A 16050-nucleotide genomic window follows, 5' to 3' on the forward strand; every position below is an offset into this window, starting at 1 on the left:
TCCGCTCGTCGTGCCCCGGGCGAGGATACGGCCCGCATCCGCCGCCGAGCCCGCCGTCGGTCTTCGGGCCGCCGTCGTTCCCGGGCAGGGCAGGCCCGCCCGGCCACGGGCCGGGCCCCGGAGCCGGGGCCCGGCCCGTGGCCTCGTCGCGCCTACCGGGACCACACCGTGCCGCGGGCCTCGTACTCCAGCATGGCCTCGACCCCCGTCGCCGCGTCGGCGCCCAGCTCGCGGCGGACGAGCCACAGGGCGAGTTCGAGCCCCGAGGTGATGCCCCCGGCCGTCACCAGATCGCCGTCGTCCACGACCCGCGCGTCCTTCAGGACGCCGCCCTCCCGCTCCAGGTCAGGACGCGCCCGGTGGTGGGTCGTGCAGGGCCGGCCCCGGGTCAGCCCGGCGGCGGACAGCAGCATGACGCCCGTGCACAGGGCGCCGATCGTGAGCCCCGGACGCGGCGCCTCGCGCAGCGCACGCGTCAGGACGCCGCGCCGGATCTCGGCCCACACCCCCGGATCCTCGCGACGGGCGTAGCCGCCGCCCGGCACCACCACGACGTCGGCCTGCCGCGGGTCCCAGCCGTGCTCGACGAAGACGCGCGTCCCGTACGAGGCCCGGACGGAACCGGGGCGGGACGCGCCGACGTACCGGACCTCGACCGGCCGGTCCGTGAAGAAGCGGGCGGCCGAGAAGACCTCGTACGGGGCGGCGAAGTCGAGCTCCTCCACCCCGTCGAACATGACGACGTGCACCCTGAGGGGCTTCCCGGCGTCGCCGGCGCCGCGCCCGGCCGCGGAGGCGGCCGGGCCGCCCGCGAGCCCGGCGCCCCCCGCGACCGCTCCGGTGGCACCCAGCGCGGTCGACGCGCGGAGCAAGTCTCTGCGGTTCAGGCTCATTTCGGCACTCCTCGGTGTGGTTCGGACGGGTCGGAGGCCGACGGACCACGGCCCCGTCGAAGGGGTCGGGGGCGCGGGCGCACCGGTTCCCGAGGAGCCCTGTGGCGCGCCGCACACCGTGCCCCCGTACCGGGGACGCCACCCGCCGCGAACCGAGGGCGACGCGGGACGTACCCACCCGTACACGGTCCGTGGCGTACCACGGCGAACCGGGACGATCGAACATACGATGGGCGCAACCGGCGCGGGCGGCTCGCCGTGCCGCCGGACCGGGACGCTCGGGCGGGTGGGAGACGTATGGCAGAGGTCGCCGACACAGCGCGGACCGTCATCCTGACCGTGGACGACGACCCGGGAGTCTCCCGCGCCGTCGCACGCGACCTGCGCCGACGCTACGGCGCCACGTACCGCGTCGTACGCGCCGAGTCCGGGGAGTCGGCGCTGGAGGCGCTGCGCGAGCTGAAGCTGCGGGGTGACCTGGTCGCCGTCATCCTGGCCGACTACCGCATGCCGCAGATGAACGGCATCGAGTTCCTCGAACAGGCCCTCTCCGTGTACCCGGGCGCGCGGCGCGTCCTGCTGACCGCCTACGCCGACACCAACGCGGCGATCGACGCCATCAACGTCGTCGACCTCGACCACTACCTGCTCAAACCCTGGGACCCGCCGGAGGAGAAGCTCTACCCGGTCGTCGACGACCTCCTCACCGCCTGGCGCACCAGCGACTACCGGCCCGTGCCCGCCACCAAGGTGGTCGGCCACCGCTGGTCGGCGCGCTCCTCCGAGGTGCGGGAGTTCCTGGCCCGCAACCAGGTGCCCTACCGCTGGTACTCCTCCGACGAACCCGAGGGGCGGCGCCTGCTGGAGGCCGCCGGGGCCGACGGGGAGCGGCTACCGCTGGTGATCACCCCGGAAGGGGCCGTGCTCGTCGAGCCGGAGGCGACCGAGCTGGCGGCCCACGTGGGACTCGCGACGACCCCGGCCGCCGAGTTCTACGACCTCGTCGTCATCGGCGGCGGTCCGGCCGGCCTGGGCTCGGCCGTGTACGGCGCGTCCGAAGGGCTGCGCACCGTACTCGTCGAACGGTCGGCGACCGGAGGTCAGGCCGGGCAGAGCTCCCGCATCGAGAACTACCTCGGCTTCCCGGACGGCGTGTCGGGCGCGCAGCTCACCGACCGCGCCCGCCGCCAGGCCGGCCGGTTCGGCGCCGAGATCCTCACCGCCCGCGAGGTCACCGGGCTAGAGGTCAATGGCTCCTCGCGCGTCGTCCGCTTCTCCGACGGCACGGCGGTCGCCGCGCACAGCGTCATCCTGGCGACCGGCGTGTCGTACCGCCAGCTCCACGCACGGGGCTGCGACACCCTGACCGGCTGCGGGGTGTACTACGGCTCCTCCCTCACCGAGGCCGCCTCCTGCCAGGGACAGGACGTCTACATCGTGGGCGGCGCCAACTCCGCCGGACAGGCCGCGATGTACCTGGCACGGGGCGCGAAATCGGTGACCCTGCTGGTGCGCGGCGAGTCCCTGAGGGCCTCCATGTCCCACTACCTGATCCAGCAGATCGAGGAGGCCGCGAACATCACGGTACGGACCCGGACCGTGGTCGACGAGGCCCACGGCGACGGGCACCTGGAGCAGCTGACGCTGCGCGACGTGGACACCGGCACGACCGAACTCGTCGACGCCCAGTGGATGTTCGTGTTCATCGGCGCCGCCCCGCTCACCGACTGGCTCGACGGCACGGTGCTGCGCGACGAACACGGCTTCATCCTGGCCGGGCCGGACCTCACCCCCGACGGACGGCCGCCCGCCGAGTGGGAACTGGACCGGCCGCCCTACCACCTGGAGACCAACATTCCCGGCGTGTTCGTGGCGGGCGACGCCCGCGCCCAGTCCGCGAAGCGTGTCGCGTCCGCCGTCGGAGAAGGAGCCATGGCCGTGATGCTCGTCCACCGGTACCTGGAGCAGTCGTGAGCGGCCGGGCCGTGCCCTGCGCCCCGCAGGAGATCGCCTCGCTGTTCCTGTTCGAGAAGCTCACCCCCGAGCAGCTCGGGAGGCTGTGCACCGAGGGACGGGTCGAATGCTTCGACCCCGGCCCGGTCTACACCGAGGGCGAGCCCGCCACCTGCTTCTACGTGATGATCGAGGGCACCGTCGTCCTGTACCGCCGCGTCGGCGGCGATGACGTGGAGGTGAGCCGCACCTCCCAGCGCGGGGTGTACTCCGGCGCCATGCAGGCCTACCTGGGCGACCGGGTCCCGCAGCTCTACACCAACTCCATGCGCGTGACCGAGCCGACCCGGTTCTTCGTCCTGCCCGCGCAGTCGTTCGCCGACGTCATGCGGGAATGGTTCCCGATGGCCGCGCACCTGCTGGAAGGGCTCTTCTTCGGCTCGAAGAACACCCAGCGGGCCATCGGCCAGCGCGAACGGCTCCTGGCCCTCGGCTCGTTGTCCGCCGGACTGACGCACGAGCTCAACAACCCGGCCGCGGCGGCCGTCCGGGCCACCGCGACCCTGCGGGAACGGGTCGGCAAGATGCGGCACAAGCTCGCCGTCATCGCCCGGGGCCCCTACTCCCGCGAGGCGCTGGCCGAGCTCATCGACATCCAGGAACGCACCGCCGAACGTGTGGCCAAGGCGCCGGTACTGAGCCCCCTGGAGGCGTCCGACCGCGAGGACGAACTCACCGACTGGCTCGAAGACCACGGCATCCCGGAGGGCTGGCGGGTCGCACCGACCTTCGTCCAGGCCGGACTCGACACGGACTGGCTGGAACAGGTCGCGGCCACCGTGGCCGAGGACATCCTGCCGGGTGCCATCGGATGGCTCAACTACACCGTCGAGACCGAGCTGCTGATGGACGAGATCGACGACTCCACCACCCGCATCTCCCACCTCGTCGACGCGGCCAAACAGTACGCGCAGCTCGACCGGGCCCCGCACCGGTCCGTCGATGTCCACGAGCTCCTCGACAGCACCCTGCTGATGCTGTCGGGCAAGATCGGCAACCGCATCCGGGTGGTCAAGGACTACGACCGCTCCCTGCCCGACGTGCCCGCCTACCCGGCGGAACTCAACCAGGTGTGGACCAACCTCGTCGACAACGCCGTCTTCGCGATCGGGAGCACCGGCGGCGACGGCACACTGACCGTCCGCACGGCACGGGAGGGCGACCGGCTGCTGGTCGAGTTCCGCGACACCGGCCCCGGCATCCCGGCCGATGTCCGGGGCCGCATCTTCGACCCCTTCTTCACCACCAAACCGGTCGGCGAGGGCACCGGTCTCGGCCTGGACATCTCCTGGCGGATCATCGTCAACAAGCACCACGGCAGCCTCCAGGTCGAGTCCGCGCCGGGCGACACCCGCTTCCAGGTACTGCTGCCGCTGACCACCCCGGAACCCGAGACCACCGAGGAGCCCGTATGACCGGCATCGACGGAATCGACCCGAGCGTCCCGCCCACCGGCACCGGCTGCGCCGAGTGCGACACGGCGGGCGGCTGGTGGTTCCACCTGCGGCGCTGCGCCCAGTGCGGCCACATCGGCTGCTGCGATTCCTCACCCGCCCAGCACGCCACCGCCCACTGGAAGGCCAGCGGCCATCCCCTGGTGCGGAGTTTCGAACCGGGCGAGGACTGGTTCTGGGACTACGACGGCGCCGAGCTGTACACGTCCGGCCCGGACCTCACGCCCCCGCTCGCGCATCCGGCCGACCAGCCGGTACCGGGCCCGGCCGACCGCGTCCCCGAGGACTGGACACTGTTGCTGCACCGCTGAACGCCCGCCACCGGGGCCGTCGGGGCGCGGACAGGTCCGCGCCCCGACGGCCACACCGCGATCAGATGTTGATGCAGGTGTTGCCGGCGGCGGGGTTGAGGGCGCCGATGATGTTGATGCTGTTGCCGCAGAGGTTGATCGGCACGTGGATGGGCACCTGGATCACGTTGCCGGAGAGGATGCCGGGCGAGCCGACGGCGAAGCCTTCGGCGTTGGCGTCTGCGATGGCGGTGCCGGTGGCGCCGAGGATGCCGGCCGCGGCGAGGGCGGCTGCGGCGATGGCGGTGCGGATGCGCATGTCACTCCAATGTCGATGACGGAACGTCGAAGCAGGATCACACCGCGTGCGGAGGCCTCCCGTCGGGCATTCACCCGACCCGGGCGTGTTGCGGAGATCCGGGTGACGCGCCCGCGTGCCGGGCGCCCGGGGCCGGGCCGGGAGCGGCCGAGCCCCCGGTCGACGCCCCCGGCCGCCGCCCCCGTCAGCGGCCGGTGGGCCTGCCCGACATCAGCCTCGACGCCTCGATCTCGGCCCACACGGCCTTGCCGTCCTCATGGGTGCTGGTGCCCCAGCGATCGCAGACGCGCTCCACGATGTACAGGCCGTGGCCGCCCGGGAGGCCCGGCCGCGGGGCGGGCTGGCGCAGGGGCGGGGTCGTCGAGCCGTCGAAGACCTCGACCCGCAGGAACTCGCCGCCCGTGAGGGCGAGTTCGGTGCAGCCCCCGGCGTGCAGAGACGCATTGGCCAGCAGCTCGGAGACGACGAGCAGGGCGTCCTCGGAGGTCTCGGTGCCGTCCCAGCCCCAGTCCCGCAGCGCCTCGCGGGTGAAGTCGCGGCCCTTGGCCACGTGGCCCCGGACGCCGGACAGGGCGAGCCGGCGGCGCTGCCGCACGACGGGGGGAGGTCCGGCGGGCAGTGGATCGCCGGTTGCCGTGCCGATGGTCTCCATCGTGCCCTCCCACCCCCACCCGTCGACGTCGGTCTCCGGACGTCTCGTGTACCCCCCGCGCCCGGGAACACCCGGGAATTCCGGTGACAGTGTAGGGGACCACCCGTGTCAGCGGGTGGCCGTGCGCATCCCCAGTGTGAGGCCGCCGTCCGAGGGCTGGTCCTCGCCCGGCCCCGCGGCATCGCCGACCGCCCGGACTTCCACGTTCCGTAGGGCCGTTGTCGCACACCTCCACCAACAGCCCCACGGGGAGGAGCTGTCGGGCCGCCGGAGCCGGACGGCGCGGGCCTCGGTGCCCTCGTCGGGCCGATGAACAGGCATACTCGCCTCCGGGGGCCTTACAGGTGACGATCCGGGAGGCGTACATGGCCGGGGCACAGGACACGGACCACGGCGGCGTGGTGGCGGCAGGCCGCGCGGCCGGAGCCGGATGGGTGGTGACCGCGCGCGGGGAACTCGACCAGGACACGCTGCCCCCTCTCCGGGAGGCGCTCGTCTCCGCCGCCGCCCGGTACCCGCTGGTGGTGCTCGACGCCGCGGGCGTCACCTTCGGCGACTCGTCGTTCCTGAACCTGCTGCTGCAGGTGCACCAGCTGACGACCCTGCGCGTCGCCGCCCCCGGTGAGCGGTTGCGCCGCCTCTTCGCCCTCACGGGCGCCGACACGGTGCTGTCCCTCCACCCGGACGTCGAGGACGCCGTCGGCGGGCCCTGACCGCGCCCCACCGTTGCGGTTCCGGAGCGGTCACCGGCCCGGCCGCCGCGGTCGTGTGCCGCGCGGTCCCTGCGGAGCGTCCCGCGCGGGGTGCCTCAGTAGCGCAGCGCCGTGCCCGTCAGCGCCGACACCGTGCCGGACAGCTTGTGCGTGCTGCGGGCCGTGCCCTGCCCGGTGCCCTTCCCCGGGACGTCCGTCACCGTCACCACCACCGTGTCCAGGAGGTTGCCGCCCTCGTCCTCGAACTCGACCTGTACCGCGAAGGACTTCTCGCCGTCGTCGGTGTTGCGCACCGTCACGGGGACCGTCGTGTACCCGTCGCCGTCGTTCGCGACCGGGCCCAGGGTCACCTGCTCCTTGGCATTGACCCCGCCCTTGACCTCGGCCAGCTTCTCCTTCGCCACGGCGGCGGCGGACGCGGCGGCCTTACCGGCCTCCGCGGCGGCCGACGAGACCGCCTCTCCCGCCGACCTCACCGCGGCGGCGGCGCTCGACACGGCGCCGGACGGGCTGCCGCCGCTGTCCGAACAGCCCGCCGCGCCCCACGCCAGCACCGTCAGCAGCGCGCCTGCCGCACCGCGCCTCCACAGGTCCGCCGCCACCACGCCTCCAAGGGGTTCCGGGCCTCCCAGTCAACGGTCCGGCGGCCCGGATGCCCAGTGGTCCGCGCATCCGGGTGAGGTGACGGCCCCGTCGTCACCGGGGGCGGTCCGCCGCGCGGCGGTGTTCGTGGACGCGCAGGTGGAGGGCGGCGAGGTCCAGCAGGGGAGTGGACACGCCCAGCGCGCGGGCGCGGACGGTGAGGTCGGTCAGGACGTGGTCCGCCTCCGTGGGGGCCCCGGCGACGAGGTCACGGTAGAGGGAGGGGGTGAGCGGGGAGCCGGGGGCCGTGACGGTCGCCCGGGTGAAGGCGAGTTCGGCCTCGGGCACGGGGTGACCGGCCGCGCGCGACACCGCCGCGGCCTCGGCCAGCAGGGCGGGCCCGAGCGCGGCGCCGCCGGGAACGGCGTTGATCTCGCCGACCGTGCCGCGCATCAGGCAGGTCAGGGCGACCAGGGTGGAGATGAACACCCACTTGTGCCACATGGCCGCGACGATGTCCTCGGTCGCCGGTGAGTCGATTCCCGCCTCGGCCAGGACCCTGCGGATCCCGTCGACGCGTCCGGAGGGCCGGGCGTCCCGCTCGCCGGTCAGGATGACCGCGGGCGGCGCCATGCGCAGGATGTCGCCCTCCGCGTTCAGCGTGGTGACCACCTTCGCGACCCCGCCGAGGACCGCCGCGTCCCCCAGGGCCGCGACGAGCGCGTCGAGGTGGGCGATCCCGTTGAGCAGGGGGACGACGGCGGTGTCCGGGCCGACCGCGGGCGCGATGTCGGCCAGTGCGGCGTGCAGGGCGGTCGCCTTCACGGACAGCAGGACCAGGTCGTAGGGCCCGCCCGGGGCGTCGGCCGTCACCAGCCGCGGCGCGAGGCGGAGCTCCTCCCCCTGGCCCTCGACGCGCAGGCCCCGGGCCTCCAGGGCCTTCGCGCGCGCGGGCCGGACCAGGAAGGAGACGTCCTGGCCCGCCGTGGCGAGCCGGGCGCCGAAGAAGCCGCCGACGGCGCCCGCGCCGACCGTGAGGATCCTCATGAGGACTGCCTTTCGTGAGAGGGAACGTGGGAGGGGAGGGGAACCGGACCGGCACCGGGACCGTGGTCCGGTCCCTTGCGCGGGGAGCGGGGCACGTACCGGGAGACCGCCACGCCGGTCAGGCAGAGCGCCCCGCCGGCGAGGGTGAGCCAGGCCGGCACCTCGCCCAGCAGGGCCCAGCTCAGCAGGACGACCACCGCCGGGACGGCATAGGTCGTCGCACCCAGCTTTCCGGCGGGCATCCGCGCCAGGGCGTAGGTCCACGCGGTGAAGGCGAGCGCGGTCGGCACCACACCCAGGTAGACCATGTTCAGCGTCGCGGACACGGGTGCCCCGGGCAGTTCCGTGAGCAGCCGGCCGCCGAAGGGCAGGCAGGCCGCGGTCCCGGTCAGGCAGCTGAACGCGGTGATCTGCAGGGGTGTGCCGTGCGAGAGCGCGGGCTTCTGGGTGATGACGCCGGTCGCGTAGGCGACCGCCGCGAGCAGGCAGAGCACGACTCCGAGCACCGGGGTCGAGCCGGCGTCGCCGGACGACATGGAAAGGCCCACGACCACCGCGCCGGCGAAGGACACCGCCATGCCGGCCAGCAGCCGCGGGGGCAGCGCCTCGCCGAGGAACCGGGCCGCGAGCAGCGCCATGAGGATGGGGCCGGTGTTCACGAGCAGGGACGCCGTCCCCGCGTCGACCAGCCGCTCCCCCCAGTTCAGGGCGACCGTGTAGCCGCAGAACCACACGACGCCGGACAGCAGGATGCCGGGCAGGGCCGCGCGGGGAGGCAGGCCCTGACGGCGTACGAGGAGCAGGACGGCCAGTGTCAGCGAGGCGGCCAGCAGCCGGCCGAGGGCCAGGGCGCCGGGGGAGTAGGCGGCGCCCGCGCTGCGGATGGAGACGAAGGCCGAGGCCCAGGCGAACACGGTGAAGGAGACGGCGCCGACCGTGAGGAGGCCGGCCGGAAGGAGGGGACGGGAGCGGAACGTCATGCGCCCACCCTAGAGGCTGAACATTTCGGTGTCGACCGAAATGTTGATGGACGTTGCTTCCGGATGGGGATTCAGCTCCACGCGTCGGGCGTGATCCCCAGGAGCCCGGCGAAGGCCCGCTCCCCGGCCGGCGTCACCTCCAGCGCCCGCCCGCCGCCCTCCGCGGGCACCACCCACCGCCCCTCCAGTGCCCGCGCGCGCAGCCGGGCCCCGGCCAGGCCGCCCAGGTGGCGTCGCCGCTCGGTCCAGTCCAGGCAGGAACTGACCTGCGGCCTGCGCCCCTCGCCGGTGAGGTCGACGCCGGCCGCGGCGCACCAGGCCCGCCCGTCGTCCGTCAGCTCGAACACGCCGTCCGTGCGCAGCAGTCCGCGCCGCTCCATCGCGTCGGTCACCGCCATGCCGAGCCGCCCGGCGAAGTGGTCGTAGCACGTCCGGGCGCGCGCCAGCGGGTCGGGCGCGGCGACCACGGGGACGGCGTGCGCCGCGTCCCGGCCGGGGATCGCGTACGAGGCGAGCGCGTCGACGAGGCGGGCGGTCGCCGCGTCGGCGATGCGCACGTAACGGTGCCGGCCCTGCCGCTCGGTGACGCAGATGCCCGCGTCGAGCAGCCGGACCAGGTGGCCGCTGACGGTGGACGGGGCCACGGCGGTGATCCGGGCCAGCTCGCCCGCGGTCCAGGCGCGCCCCTCCAGCAGGGTCATGCAGATGGCGGCCCGCGTCTCGTCGGCCAGGGCGGCGGCGAAGGCCGCCAGGCGGGCGGCGGGGGCCGGTGCGTCGTCCGAGGGTGTCCCGAAAGGCAATGCGTTCATCCCTCCAGAATGCCCCATCGCTTCGGCAATTGCCGAATGATCGGTGACCGGGTGCTTCCGGCGGATCGACTCGGGGCTCCCGGACCGGCCGCCCCGCTCCGGTCGGCCGGGTTCAGTGCCCGGCGGCGGCCTTGACCAGGGCCACGGACAGGCCGATCGCCGCGTCGAGGGCACCGGCCAGCAGGGCGACCGTCGGACCGCTGCCCATGCGGACCCCGCCGTACCATCCCCAGCCGAAGAGGCTGGCGACGTTCACCCCGGCAGCGGCGTACAGGGCCGTCGTCAGCTCCATCACGCCCAGGGCGGCCGAGCAGATGAGGATCAGCGGGCCGACCGCGGACAGCAGCAGCGGGCTGCCGACCCACAGCATGCGCCGCAGCTCCGCGCCGGTGGCGAGGCGGCCGTGGACCACCCGGTGGGCCTGCTGGTCGGCGACGAGGCTCGCCAGCCACAGCCCGACGGCCGCCGTGAGCACGGTGGCCGTGGCGCCGAGGACGTCGACGTGCTCGGACGCGGCCAGGCCGATCACCACGGAGATCATCGTGATGGTCGCGTACAGCCGTTCCTTCAGCCGCGCGGCGGACGCCTCGGCCGTCGCGGTGGCGGCGGTGCCGGGCCGGTCGGACCCGGCGCCGTGTCCGTCGTCGCCGACGTCCTCGTGACCCATGGCGCCAGCGTAGACGAACGGGTCCGCCCCCTCCGGGGTTCAGCCGTCGGACCCGCCCGCCCTGCCCGCCGCCGTGGAGACCGCCGTCAGCAGCACCAGTACGAGCACCAGCACCCACGCCGGCCCGGGCCCGGAGTGCAGCAGGCCGCCGGCGAGGGCCCCGCAGGCGAGCACCGCCACCGACAGGGCACGCCGGCGCGCGGCCGGCCGCCGACGGTCGGCGGCCAGACCCGTCAACGTCCGCGTGACCACGGTCGTCGTCAGATCGGGCAGCCCGATCCGGTGCACCACCGCGTTCTGCAGCCCCATCCCGGCCGCCAGCGGAACGAGGACCGGGTACCGGCCGAGGTCCCACCCCAGAGCCGCCAGCGCCACCGCGACCAGCGCCGCCTGCCCGGCCACCAGAGGGGCGAACAGCCGGGCCGGCGGCCCGTCGCGCCGCCACCACCCGCCCGCCGCGGCTCCGCCCAGGAACGCGGCCAGGGCCGTCGCGGACGCGGCGGCCGACAGCCCGGCCGCACCGCTCAGGGCGAAGCCGAGGAAGACCACGTTGCCGGTCATGTTCGCCACGAACACCCGGCCGAGCCCGAGGAAACTCACCGCGTCGACCAGACCGCTGGCGAACGTCAGCACCAACAGCAGCGGCCCCAGGTGCGCGTGGGCGTGCCCCTCGGGGAAGAGCCACCCCCTCGGCCGGCGCCGCTGCGCGCTCACCCCGTACCCCTCCGGGAAGGCCCCGCGTCGGCGTCCATGCCCACCAGTGGATCATCCGGGCGCGGGGGCCGCGACCGGCGCGCGCGCCGCCGCCGGGCCCCGCGGCCCGGCCCCGACGCCGTGCCCCGCGGCCGCTCAGGGGCGAAAACGCAGCGGGTGGTCCGCGGGCACCTCCACGACGGCGATCCGTACGCCGTCCGGGTCGGCGATCCACATCTCGATCAGCCCCCACGGCTCGCGCACCGGGGGCCGCAGCACCTGCGCACCCCGGCCGCTCAGCTCCTCGTACGCCGCCCGGACGTCCGCGACCTGCAGCCACAAGCGGAGCCCGGGCGCGGGCGGTTCGTCGGCGCGGCCCGACACCTCCAGGAAGCCGCCGCCGAGGAAGTAGACCGTGCCCCGCTCCGGACCCGTGCCGAACTCGCGGTAGACGGAGAGACCGAGCGTGTCCCCGTAGAAGGTCCGCGACCGCTCGGGATCGGTGGGGCGCAGCAGAATGCGGCTGCCCAGTACGTGCACCATGCTCCGGACTTCCCTTCGCTCACCCGTGCTCCCGACAGCCTGGCACGTCCCTACGGCCCCTCGTCGTAGGTGCCCGCCTCGATTTCGAGGGCCAGTTCCTGGAGCACCTCGATCGAGGAGAGGTCCGTACGGCCGTTGTCGTGCGCGATCGCCAGGCTGGTGAACGCCAGGCTGAACCCGGAGACCATCGTGTGCAGGGCCGGGCCCAGCGCCTGGGCCACCAGGGCCGCCACCTGCTGCGGGGAGGCGTCGGCGGGGACGCTGATCGACGGCAGCATTTCGTTCAGCAGCGTCGTGGCCACACCGGCCGTGGCCGCCGGACCGTCCCCGTGGCCGTCTCCGGAGCCCTCACCGGTGGCGTCCTGCCCGCCTTCGACGGCCCGGCGGATGTCCTGGGCCTCGGTGAGGATGCCGATCACCCGCTTGAGTACCTCTGCGCGTTCCATCCTGCGCAGCGTAGTCCCGGGCCCGTCGAGCGCGTGTGGGAGTGCGCACCTTCCCGGGCCACCGCACCATGACCGTGTACCCGTACCCGCGGCGAAGGAGACGGCCATGCCCTCGGGCCCCGCGCCACACACGACGTCCTCGGCCTCCGCAGGGGCCTCCGGGTGCCGGCTGCTGCTGGTGCGGCACGCCAAGGCCGTGCCGAAGGAGGAGTCGGTCGAGGACATCGAGCGTGCCCTGAGCGAGAGCGGCAGGGCCGACGCCGCGCGGACGGGCCGGTGGCTGGCGGAGTCCGGATTCACACCCGCCCTGGTCCTGGTCTCCCCGGCGCGCCGCACGCGGCAGACCTGGCAGCTGATGGCCCCGGCGCTGGCCGACCCCCCGGACGCCGTGCACGACGGGCGGCTGTACTCCGCGGCGCCGAACGCGATGGTCACCGTACTGGCGCAACGGGCGGCGGGGCTCGGGTGCGTGGCCCTGATCGGCCACAATCCCGGCGTGCAGGAGATGGCTTCGGCCCTGTGCGGGTCCGGCGGCCCCGGACTGCCGGAGGCACTGGGGGCGGGCTTCCCGACGGCGGGGGTCGCCGTCGTCGACCTCGCGGGCGGCTGGGACGCCCTGACCTCCGGCACGGGGACCCTGACGGCCTTCTGGGCACCGGGCCGCTGATCCGCCCCTTCCTCACGTGGTCCGCGTACCGGCTCCCCGGGGCGGCCCCGTACGGGTGATGATCGTCCGAGCGCGACGGACGGGGCGCGCCGGCCTGACATTTCGCGGCCGTGTTCCGTCGAAGACGGTGAGACGCCCGCAGACCGAACGAGGAAGCCGACGAGACCATGACCATCCGATCCCACCGCGAGCCCGAGTGCCCCACCGATCCGGCCCTGAGCGCGATCATGAGCGAGCGCCGGCAGCTGATCAACCTCGCCTACCGGCTCCTCGGCTCCCTGGCCGAGGCCGAGGACGCCGTGCAGGAGACCTACACCCGCTGGTACGCCATGTCCCGCGAGCGGCAGGAGGCCGTCGAGTCGCCCGGCGCCTGGCTGACGAAGGTGGCCGGCCGCATCTGCCTCGACGTGCTCGGATCGGCGCGGGCGCGGCGCGAGAGCTACGTGGGCGAGTGGATACCGGAGCCGCTGCCCGACCGCGCGGAATGGGCGGCCGGGCGGCCCGGTGACGGCGGGGGACACCCGGCGGACCCGGCCGACCGGGTCACCCTGGACGAGTCGGTCGACATGGCCTTCCTGGTCGTACTGGAATCGATGACCCCGGCCGAACGGGTCGCGTTCATCCTGCACGACGTCTTCCGCTACCCGTTCGCCGAAGTGGCCGCGATCGTCGGCCGTACGCCGGCGGCGTGCCGTCAGCTGGCCGCGTCGGCCCGCCGCCGCATCGGCGCCGCACCGGCTCCCGTGTCCCGGGCGACGGAGCGGGCGGGCGTCATCAGGGACTTCAAGCAGGCGTGGGAGGCCAAGGACATCGCCGCCCTCGTCGCCCTGCTCGACCCGACGGCCACGATGACCGCCGACGGTGGCGGCCGGGTCGGCGCGGTGCTGCGTCCGGTCGTGGGCGGTGAGCGGATCGCCCGGTACATCGTGGAGATGGCCGGCCGGGCACCGGCACCCGGCCTGGACCTCCTGGAACGTTCGGTCAACGGAAGCCCCGGTCTGGTCGCCCAGTACGGCGGTGCCACGGTGACGGTCGCCGCGTTCGCCGTCGCGGACGGCCGGATCACGCACATCTGGGTGGTGCGCAACCCCGAGAAGCTCCGGCCGTGGAGCGCGTGACGGGGCTCTGAGGCGCGGGCCGGCCCGGATCGAGGACATCGCCCGCGCCCCCGGCCGCAGTCGTCAGGCGCGGTCGACGAAGTGCACGTCGTACCGCTCCTGTTCGGGGAGCAGGTCGTCGAAGGACTGGAGGCCGTGCTGGACGCGGCCGAGCGCCCGGAAGTAGTCGAACCGCTCGACCGCCGGGCCCAGGACGGCCAGCAGCTCGGCCGGTCCGTCCGCCGTGGCGCCGAAGGCGTGCGGCAGGCCCGGCGGGACCAGGACCGTGCCCCCAGCGCCGACCGTCTCGACGGCGCCGTCCAGCCGGAACTCCACCGTTCCGGCGAGTACGTGGAACAGTTCCGCCGAGCGGGCGTGGAAGTGCGGCCGGGCGCCGGCCGCGCCGGGCCCCAGGGCCAGCCGGTTGGCGCCGAGCGGGGCGCCGTCCGTCAGCAGCGTGAACCCGCCGCCGTGCGGCAGGGGCACGTACTCGGCGTCCTCCGCCCGGACGACCACCGCCACCGCCGTGGCCGTTCCCGCGCTCCGTTTCCCGTCCGCCGTCATGTCCATGGGTCCTCTCCTCCGTACCGGTTCGACGTCTCCATTCGACCCGGGGAAGAGGCCGCGAACCAGAGCCGTTTGCGCACTGCAGCGATCATCGATCGTGACGAATGGACGCATGAGGGGGAGCGGGATGGAACTGAGGCAACTTCGGTACTTCGTGGCGGTGGCGGAGGAGGGCGGTTTCGCCCGCGCGGCCGAACGGCTCCACATCGTCCAGTCCGCGGTCAGCCAGCAGGTGCGCCGCCTCGAACGGGAACTCGGCCTCACCCTGTTCGAGCGGTCCACCCGGCGGGTGTCCCTCACCGTGGCCGGCGAACGGCTGCTGCCGGAGGCGAGGGCGGTGCTCGACGCCGCCGAGCGGACCCGGCGCGTGGCGGCGGACCTCGCCTCCGCGGGCACCGGCACCCTGCGCCTGGGCACCGTGCGCGGGCCGGGGCAGAGGGTCTACCGGCTCCTGGCCCGGCTGGCCGAACTGGCCCCGGAAGTCCGGGTGCGGGTCCGCAGCCTGACGGTCTCCGAGCGGCTCGCCGCCGTCCGTACCGGAGCCCTGGACGCCGCCCTGGTACGCGCCCTGCCCGCGGCCCCCGGTCTGGAACTGTTCCCGCTCTGGGAGGACCCCTTGTACGTGGCCCTCCCCGCCGGGCATCCGGCCGCCGCCCTGCCGCGGCCCGCGCTGCGGGACCTGGCGGACCTCCCGCTGCGGCTGGCGGCCCGCGAGCGCAACGCGCCCTTCCACGACCTGGTGACGGCCGCGCTGCGGGCGGCCACGGGCGCCGCCCCGCCGGCCGGTCCGCCGTTCACCGACCTCCAGGACACCCTCACCGCGATCGGGGCGGAAGGCGAGCGGGCTCCCTCCTGGACGGTCTTCTACCAGGTGAGCAGCCTTCCCGAGGTCGCCGGCACGGCCATTCGCCCACTGGCGGCCCCGGGCGTCACGACCTCCCTCGCCGTCCTGCCCGGCCCACCGGGGGCCGCCCTGCGCGCGCTCCTGGCGGCGGCGGCCCCGCCCGGCGCCTGACGGGGCGGGGGCCCGTCGCTCAGAAGGTCCACCGCGTGTGGCTGTAGACCCCGTCGTCCCGGCCGAACCCGTACGCCGTGTCCGGAGCCACCGCGAACACCGTCACGTCGCCCCTGCGGAAGGCGTCCCCCATGCCGTGGAAGGTGCCCTCGGGCGAGGTGATGTGCGGACCGTACTTCGCCTCGTACGCGGCGATCACCTCCTCCAGCACCGCGGGCTCGGAGACCGGCTCGGCCTTGCCCTCGACGACGAGGTCGAGCCCCGCGGTGAGCGAGTTCCCTCCGGTGGTCAGCGCACAGTGCCCGTCACGGGCGAGGTTCTTCGCCTTCTGCTCGTCCCGGCCGGTGGAGAAGTACAGCACGCCCCGGTGCCAGGCGGCGATCACGGGCGTGACGTGCAGCCGCCCGTCGGGCCGTACGGTGGACACCCAGAAGATCTCGGCGGCCTCCAGGTGCCGCCGGGCCTCGGACCATTCGGTGGCGGTGACGTCCGCGGCCCCCGGACGGGGGTGGAGCGCGGAACTGTAGCGGGCGTCGAGCTCGGTCGTGGGCTGCTTCGAGGGTTCTCGTGTCGACATGGCGGATCTCCTTCCTCACGCCACCA

Annotated in this window: 20 protein-coding genes; 7 read left to right on the forward strand and 13 right to left on the reverse strand. The window is 74.4% G+C overall.

Features of this window, described 5'->3' with window-relative positions; translation table 11 throughout:
- Positions 1-152: 152 nt before the first annotated feature.
- The gene (locus ACZ5D2_RS33580; RefSeq protein ID WP_371681405.1) at positions 153-887 is read right to left on the reverse strand and encodes a DJ-1/PfpI family protein; all 735 of its coding nucleotides are present in this window, start codon (positions 885-887) and stop codon (positions 153-155) included.
- 303 nt (positions 888-1190) lie between these two features.
- Here ACZ5D2_RS33580 and ACZ5D2_RS33585 point away from each other — a divergent pair, with 303 nt between their 5' ends.
- The 3 genes from ACZ5D2_RS33585 to ACZ5D2_RS33595 are packed head-to-tail and all read left to right on the forward strand — an operon-like array spanning position 1191 to position 4671.
- Positions 1191-2867 (forward strand): NAD(P)/FAD-dependent oxidoreductase, encoded by a 1677-nt coding sequence (locus tag ACZ5D2_RS33585; protein WP_371680657.1) that lies wholly within the window; start codon positions 1191-1193, stop codon positions 2865-2867.
- Positions 2864-4321, forward strand: a complete 1458-nt coding sequence (locus ACZ5D2_RS33590; RefSeq protein ID WP_371680658.1) for an ATP-binding protein — start codon at positions 2864-2866, stop codon at positions 4319-4321. The genes ACZ5D2_RS33585 and ACZ5D2_RS33590 overlap by 4 nt, the downstream gene beginning before the upstream one ends.
- Entirely contained in the window at positions 4318-4671 is a 354-nt protein-coding gene (locus tag ACZ5D2_RS33595; protein WP_371680659.1) for a UBP-type zinc finger domain-containing protein, read from the forward strand. Before ACZ5D2_RS33590 ends, ACZ5D2_RS33595 begins: the two co-directional genes overlap by 4 nt.
- 61 nt (positions 4672-4732) lie before the next feature.
- On the opposite strand, the gene ACZ5D2_RS33600 is transcribed toward ACZ5D2_RS33595, so the two are convergent.
- Together ACZ5D2_RS33600 and ACZ5D2_RS33605 are read right to left on the reverse strand one after the other, a co-directional pair.
- Positions 4733-4969 carry a chaplin gene (locus tag ACZ5D2_RS33600; RefSeq protein ID WP_371680660.1) on the reverse strand — a complete coding sequence of 79 codons (237 nt, stop codon included), beginning with the start codon at positions 4967-4969 and terminating at the stop codon, positions 4733-4735.
- Between the two features lie 184 nt (positions 4970-5153).
- Positions 5154-5621, reverse strand: a complete 468-nt coding sequence (locus ACZ5D2_RS33605; protein WP_371680661.1) for an ATP-binding protein — start codon at positions 5619-5621, stop codon at positions 5154-5156.
- Between the two features lie 365 nt (positions 5622-5986).
- Here ACZ5D2_RS33605 and ACZ5D2_RS33610 point away from each other — a divergent pair, with 365 nt between their 5' ends.
- Positions 5987-6334 (forward strand): STAS domain-containing protein, encoded by a 348-nt coding sequence (locus ACZ5D2_RS33610; protein WP_371680662.1) that lies wholly within the window; start codon positions 5987-5989, stop codon positions 6332-6334.
- Between the two features lie 95 nt (positions 6335-6429).
- Here the strand turns inward: ACZ5D2_RS33610 and ACZ5D2_RS33615 are convergent, their stop codons facing one another.
- From ACZ5D2_RS33615 to ACZ5D2_RS33650, 8 genes are all read right to left on the reverse strand, one after another.
- The gene (locus ACZ5D2_RS33615; RefSeq protein WP_468934696.1) at positions 6430-6936 is read right to left on the reverse strand and encodes a hypothetical protein; all 507 of its coding nucleotides are present in this window, start codon (positions 6934-6936) and stop codon (positions 6430-6432) included.
- A 94-nt stretch (positions 6937-7030) separates the two neighbouring features.
- The gene (locus ACZ5D2_RS33620; protein ID WP_468934699.1) at positions 7031-7963 is read right to left on the reverse strand and encodes a 2-dehydropantoate 2-reductase; all 933 of its coding nucleotides are present in this window, start codon (positions 7961-7963) and stop codon (positions 7031-7033) included.
- Entirely contained in the window at positions 7960-8943 is a 984-nt protein-coding gene (locus ACZ5D2_RS33625; protein ID WP_468934705.1) for a DMT family transporter, read from the reverse strand. The genes ACZ5D2_RS33620 and ACZ5D2_RS33625 overlap by 4 nt, the downstream gene beginning before the upstream one ends.
- Positions 8944-9014: 71 nt before the next feature.
- On the reverse strand, positions 9015-9752 hold the full coding sequence (locus ACZ5D2_RS33630) for an ArsR/SmtB family transcription factor (protein WP_468934708.1): 738 nt from the start codon (positions 9750-9752) through the stop codon (positions 9015-9017).
- Between the two features lie 112 nt (positions 9753-9864).
- Complete coding sequence (locus tag ACZ5D2_RS33635) at positions 9865-10419, reverse strand: hypothetical protein (protein WP_371680667.1); 555 nt, start codon at positions 10417-10419, stop codon at positions 9865-9867.
- A 39-nt stretch (positions 10420-10458) separates the two neighbouring features.
- Positions 10459-11133, reverse strand: coding sequence for a YoaK family protein (locus ACZ5D2_RS33640; RefSeq protein WP_371680668.1), 675 nt, complete (start codon positions 11131-11133; stop codon positions 10459-10461).
- 135 nt (positions 11134-11268) lie between these two features.
- Positions 11269-11655: a VOC family protein gene (locus ACZ5D2_RS33645; protein ID WP_371680669.1), complete on the reverse strand. Its 387-nt coding sequence runs from the start codon at positions 11653-11655 to the stop codon at positions 11269-11271.
- A 50-nt stretch (positions 11656-11705) separates the two neighbouring features.
- Positions 11706-12101, reverse strand: a complete 396-nt coding sequence (locus ACZ5D2_RS33650; RefSeq protein ID WP_468934713.1) for a hypothetical protein — start codon at positions 12099-12101, stop codon at positions 11706-11708.
- Between the two features lie 106 nt (positions 12102-12207).
- On the opposite strand from ACZ5D2_RS33650, the gene ACZ5D2_RS33655 reads away from it, so the two are divergent.
- A complete protein-coding gene (locus ACZ5D2_RS33655; protein WP_468934716.1) occupies positions 12208-12768 on the forward strand; it encodes a SixA phosphatase family protein in 561 nt (186 codons plus the stop codon).
- Positions 12769-12935: 167 nt separating this feature from the next.
- Positions 12936-13886 carry an RNA polymerase sigma factor SigJ gene (gene sigJ / locus ACZ5D2_RS33660; protein WP_371680672.1) on the forward strand — a complete coding sequence of 317 codons (951 nt, stop codon included), beginning with the start codon at positions 12936-12938 and terminating at the stop codon, positions 13884-13886.
- 63 nt (positions 13887-13949) lie between these two features.
- On the opposite strand, the gene ACZ5D2_RS33665 is transcribed toward sigJ, so the two are convergent.
- Positions 13950-14435 carry a cupin domain-containing protein gene (locus tag ACZ5D2_RS33665; protein ID WP_371680673.1) on the reverse strand — a complete coding sequence of 162 codons (486 nt, stop codon included), beginning with the start codon at positions 14433-14435 and terminating at the stop codon, positions 13950-13952.
- A 124-nt stretch (positions 14436-14559) separates the two neighbouring features.
- Between ACZ5D2_RS33665 and ACZ5D2_RS33670 the strand changes: the two genes are divergently transcribed.
- Positions 14560-15447, forward strand: a complete 888-nt coding sequence (locus ACZ5D2_RS33670; RefSeq protein WP_371680674.1) for a LysR family transcriptional regulator — start codon at positions 14560-14562, stop codon at positions 15445-15447.
- Between the two features lie 19 nt (positions 15448-15466).
- Here the strand turns inward: ACZ5D2_RS33670 and ACZ5D2_RS33675 are convergent, their stop codons facing one another.
- Positions 15467-16024 (reverse strand): pyridoxamine 5'-phosphate oxidase family protein, encoded by a 558-nt coding sequence (locus ACZ5D2_RS33675; RefSeq protein WP_468934721.1) that lies wholly within the window; start codon positions 16022-16024, stop codon positions 15467-15469.
- Between the last annotated feature and the right edge of the window lie 26 nt (positions 16025-16050).

Source organism: Streptomyces sp. NPDC031479 (assembly GCF_055581065.1).

Excerpts from the sequence above, each read along its gene's own strand:
- ACZ5D2_RS33670 (WP_371680674.1), top strand. The coding sequence starts at position 14,560 with ATGGAACTGAGGCAACTTCGGTACTTCGTGGCGGTGGCGGAGGAGGGC.
- ACZ5D2_RS33655 (WP_468934716.1), top strand. The coding sequence starts at position 12,208 with ATGCCCTCGGGCCCCGCGCCACACACGACGTCCTCGGCCTCCGCAGGG.
- ACZ5D2_RS33650 (WP_468934713.1), bottom strand. The coding sequence starts at position 12,101 with ATGGAACGCGCAGAGGTACTCAAGCGGGTGATCGGCATCCTCACCGAG.
- ACZ5D2_RS33665 (WP_371680673.1), bottom strand. The coding sequence starts at position 14,435 with ATGGACATGACGGCGGACGGGAAACGGAGCGCGGGAACGGCCACGGCG.
- ACZ5D2_RS33585 (WP_371680657.1), top strand. The coding sequence starts at position 1,191 with ATGGCAGAGGTCGCCGACACAGCGCGGACCGTCATCCTGACCGTGGAC.
- ACZ5D2_RS33595 (WP_371680659.1), top strand. The coding sequence starts at position 4,318 with ATGACCGGCATCGACGGAATCGACCCGAGCGTCCCGCCCACCGGCACC.
- ACZ5D2_RS33675 (WP_468934721.1), bottom strand. The coding sequence starts at position 16,024 with ATGTCGACACGAGAACCCTCGAAGCAGCCCACGACCGAGCTCGACGCC.
- sigJ (WP_371680672.1), top strand. The coding sequence starts at position 12,936 with ATGACCATCCGATCCCACCGCGAGCCCGAGTGCCCCACCGATCCGGCC.
- ACZ5D2_RS33635 (WP_371680667.1), bottom strand. The coding sequence starts at position 10,419 with ATGGGTCACGAGGACGTCGGCGACGACGGACACGGCGCCGGGTCCGAC.
- ACZ5D2_RS33630 (WP_468934708.1), bottom strand. The coding sequence starts at position 9,752 with ATGAACGCATTGCCTTTCGGGACACCCTCGGACGACGCACCGGCCCCC.
- ACZ5D2_RS33625 (WP_468934705.1), bottom strand. The coding sequence starts at position 8,943 with ATGACGTTCCGCTCCCGTCCCCTCCTTCCGGCCGGCCTCCTCACGGTC.
- ACZ5D2_RS33620 (WP_468934699.1), bottom strand. The coding sequence starts at position 7,963 with ATGAGGATCCTCACGGTCGGCGCGGGCGCCGTCGGCGGCTTCTTCGGC.
- ACZ5D2_RS33605 (WP_371680661.1), bottom strand. The coding sequence starts at position 5,621 with ATGGAGACCATCGGCACGGCAACCGGCGATCCACTGCCCGCCGGACCT.
- ACZ5D2_RS33600 (WP_371680660.1), bottom strand. The coding sequence starts at position 4,969 with ATGCGCATCCGCACCGCCATCGCCGCAGCCGCCCTCGCCGCGGCCGGC.
- ACZ5D2_RS33610 (WP_371680662.1), top strand. The coding sequence starts at position 5,987 with ATGGCCGGGGCACAGGACACGGACCACGGCGGCGTGGTGGCGGCAGGC.
- ACZ5D2_RS33645 (WP_371680669.1), bottom strand. The coding sequence starts at position 11,655 with ATGGTGCACGTACTGGGCAGCCGCATTCTGCTGCGCCCCACCGATCCC.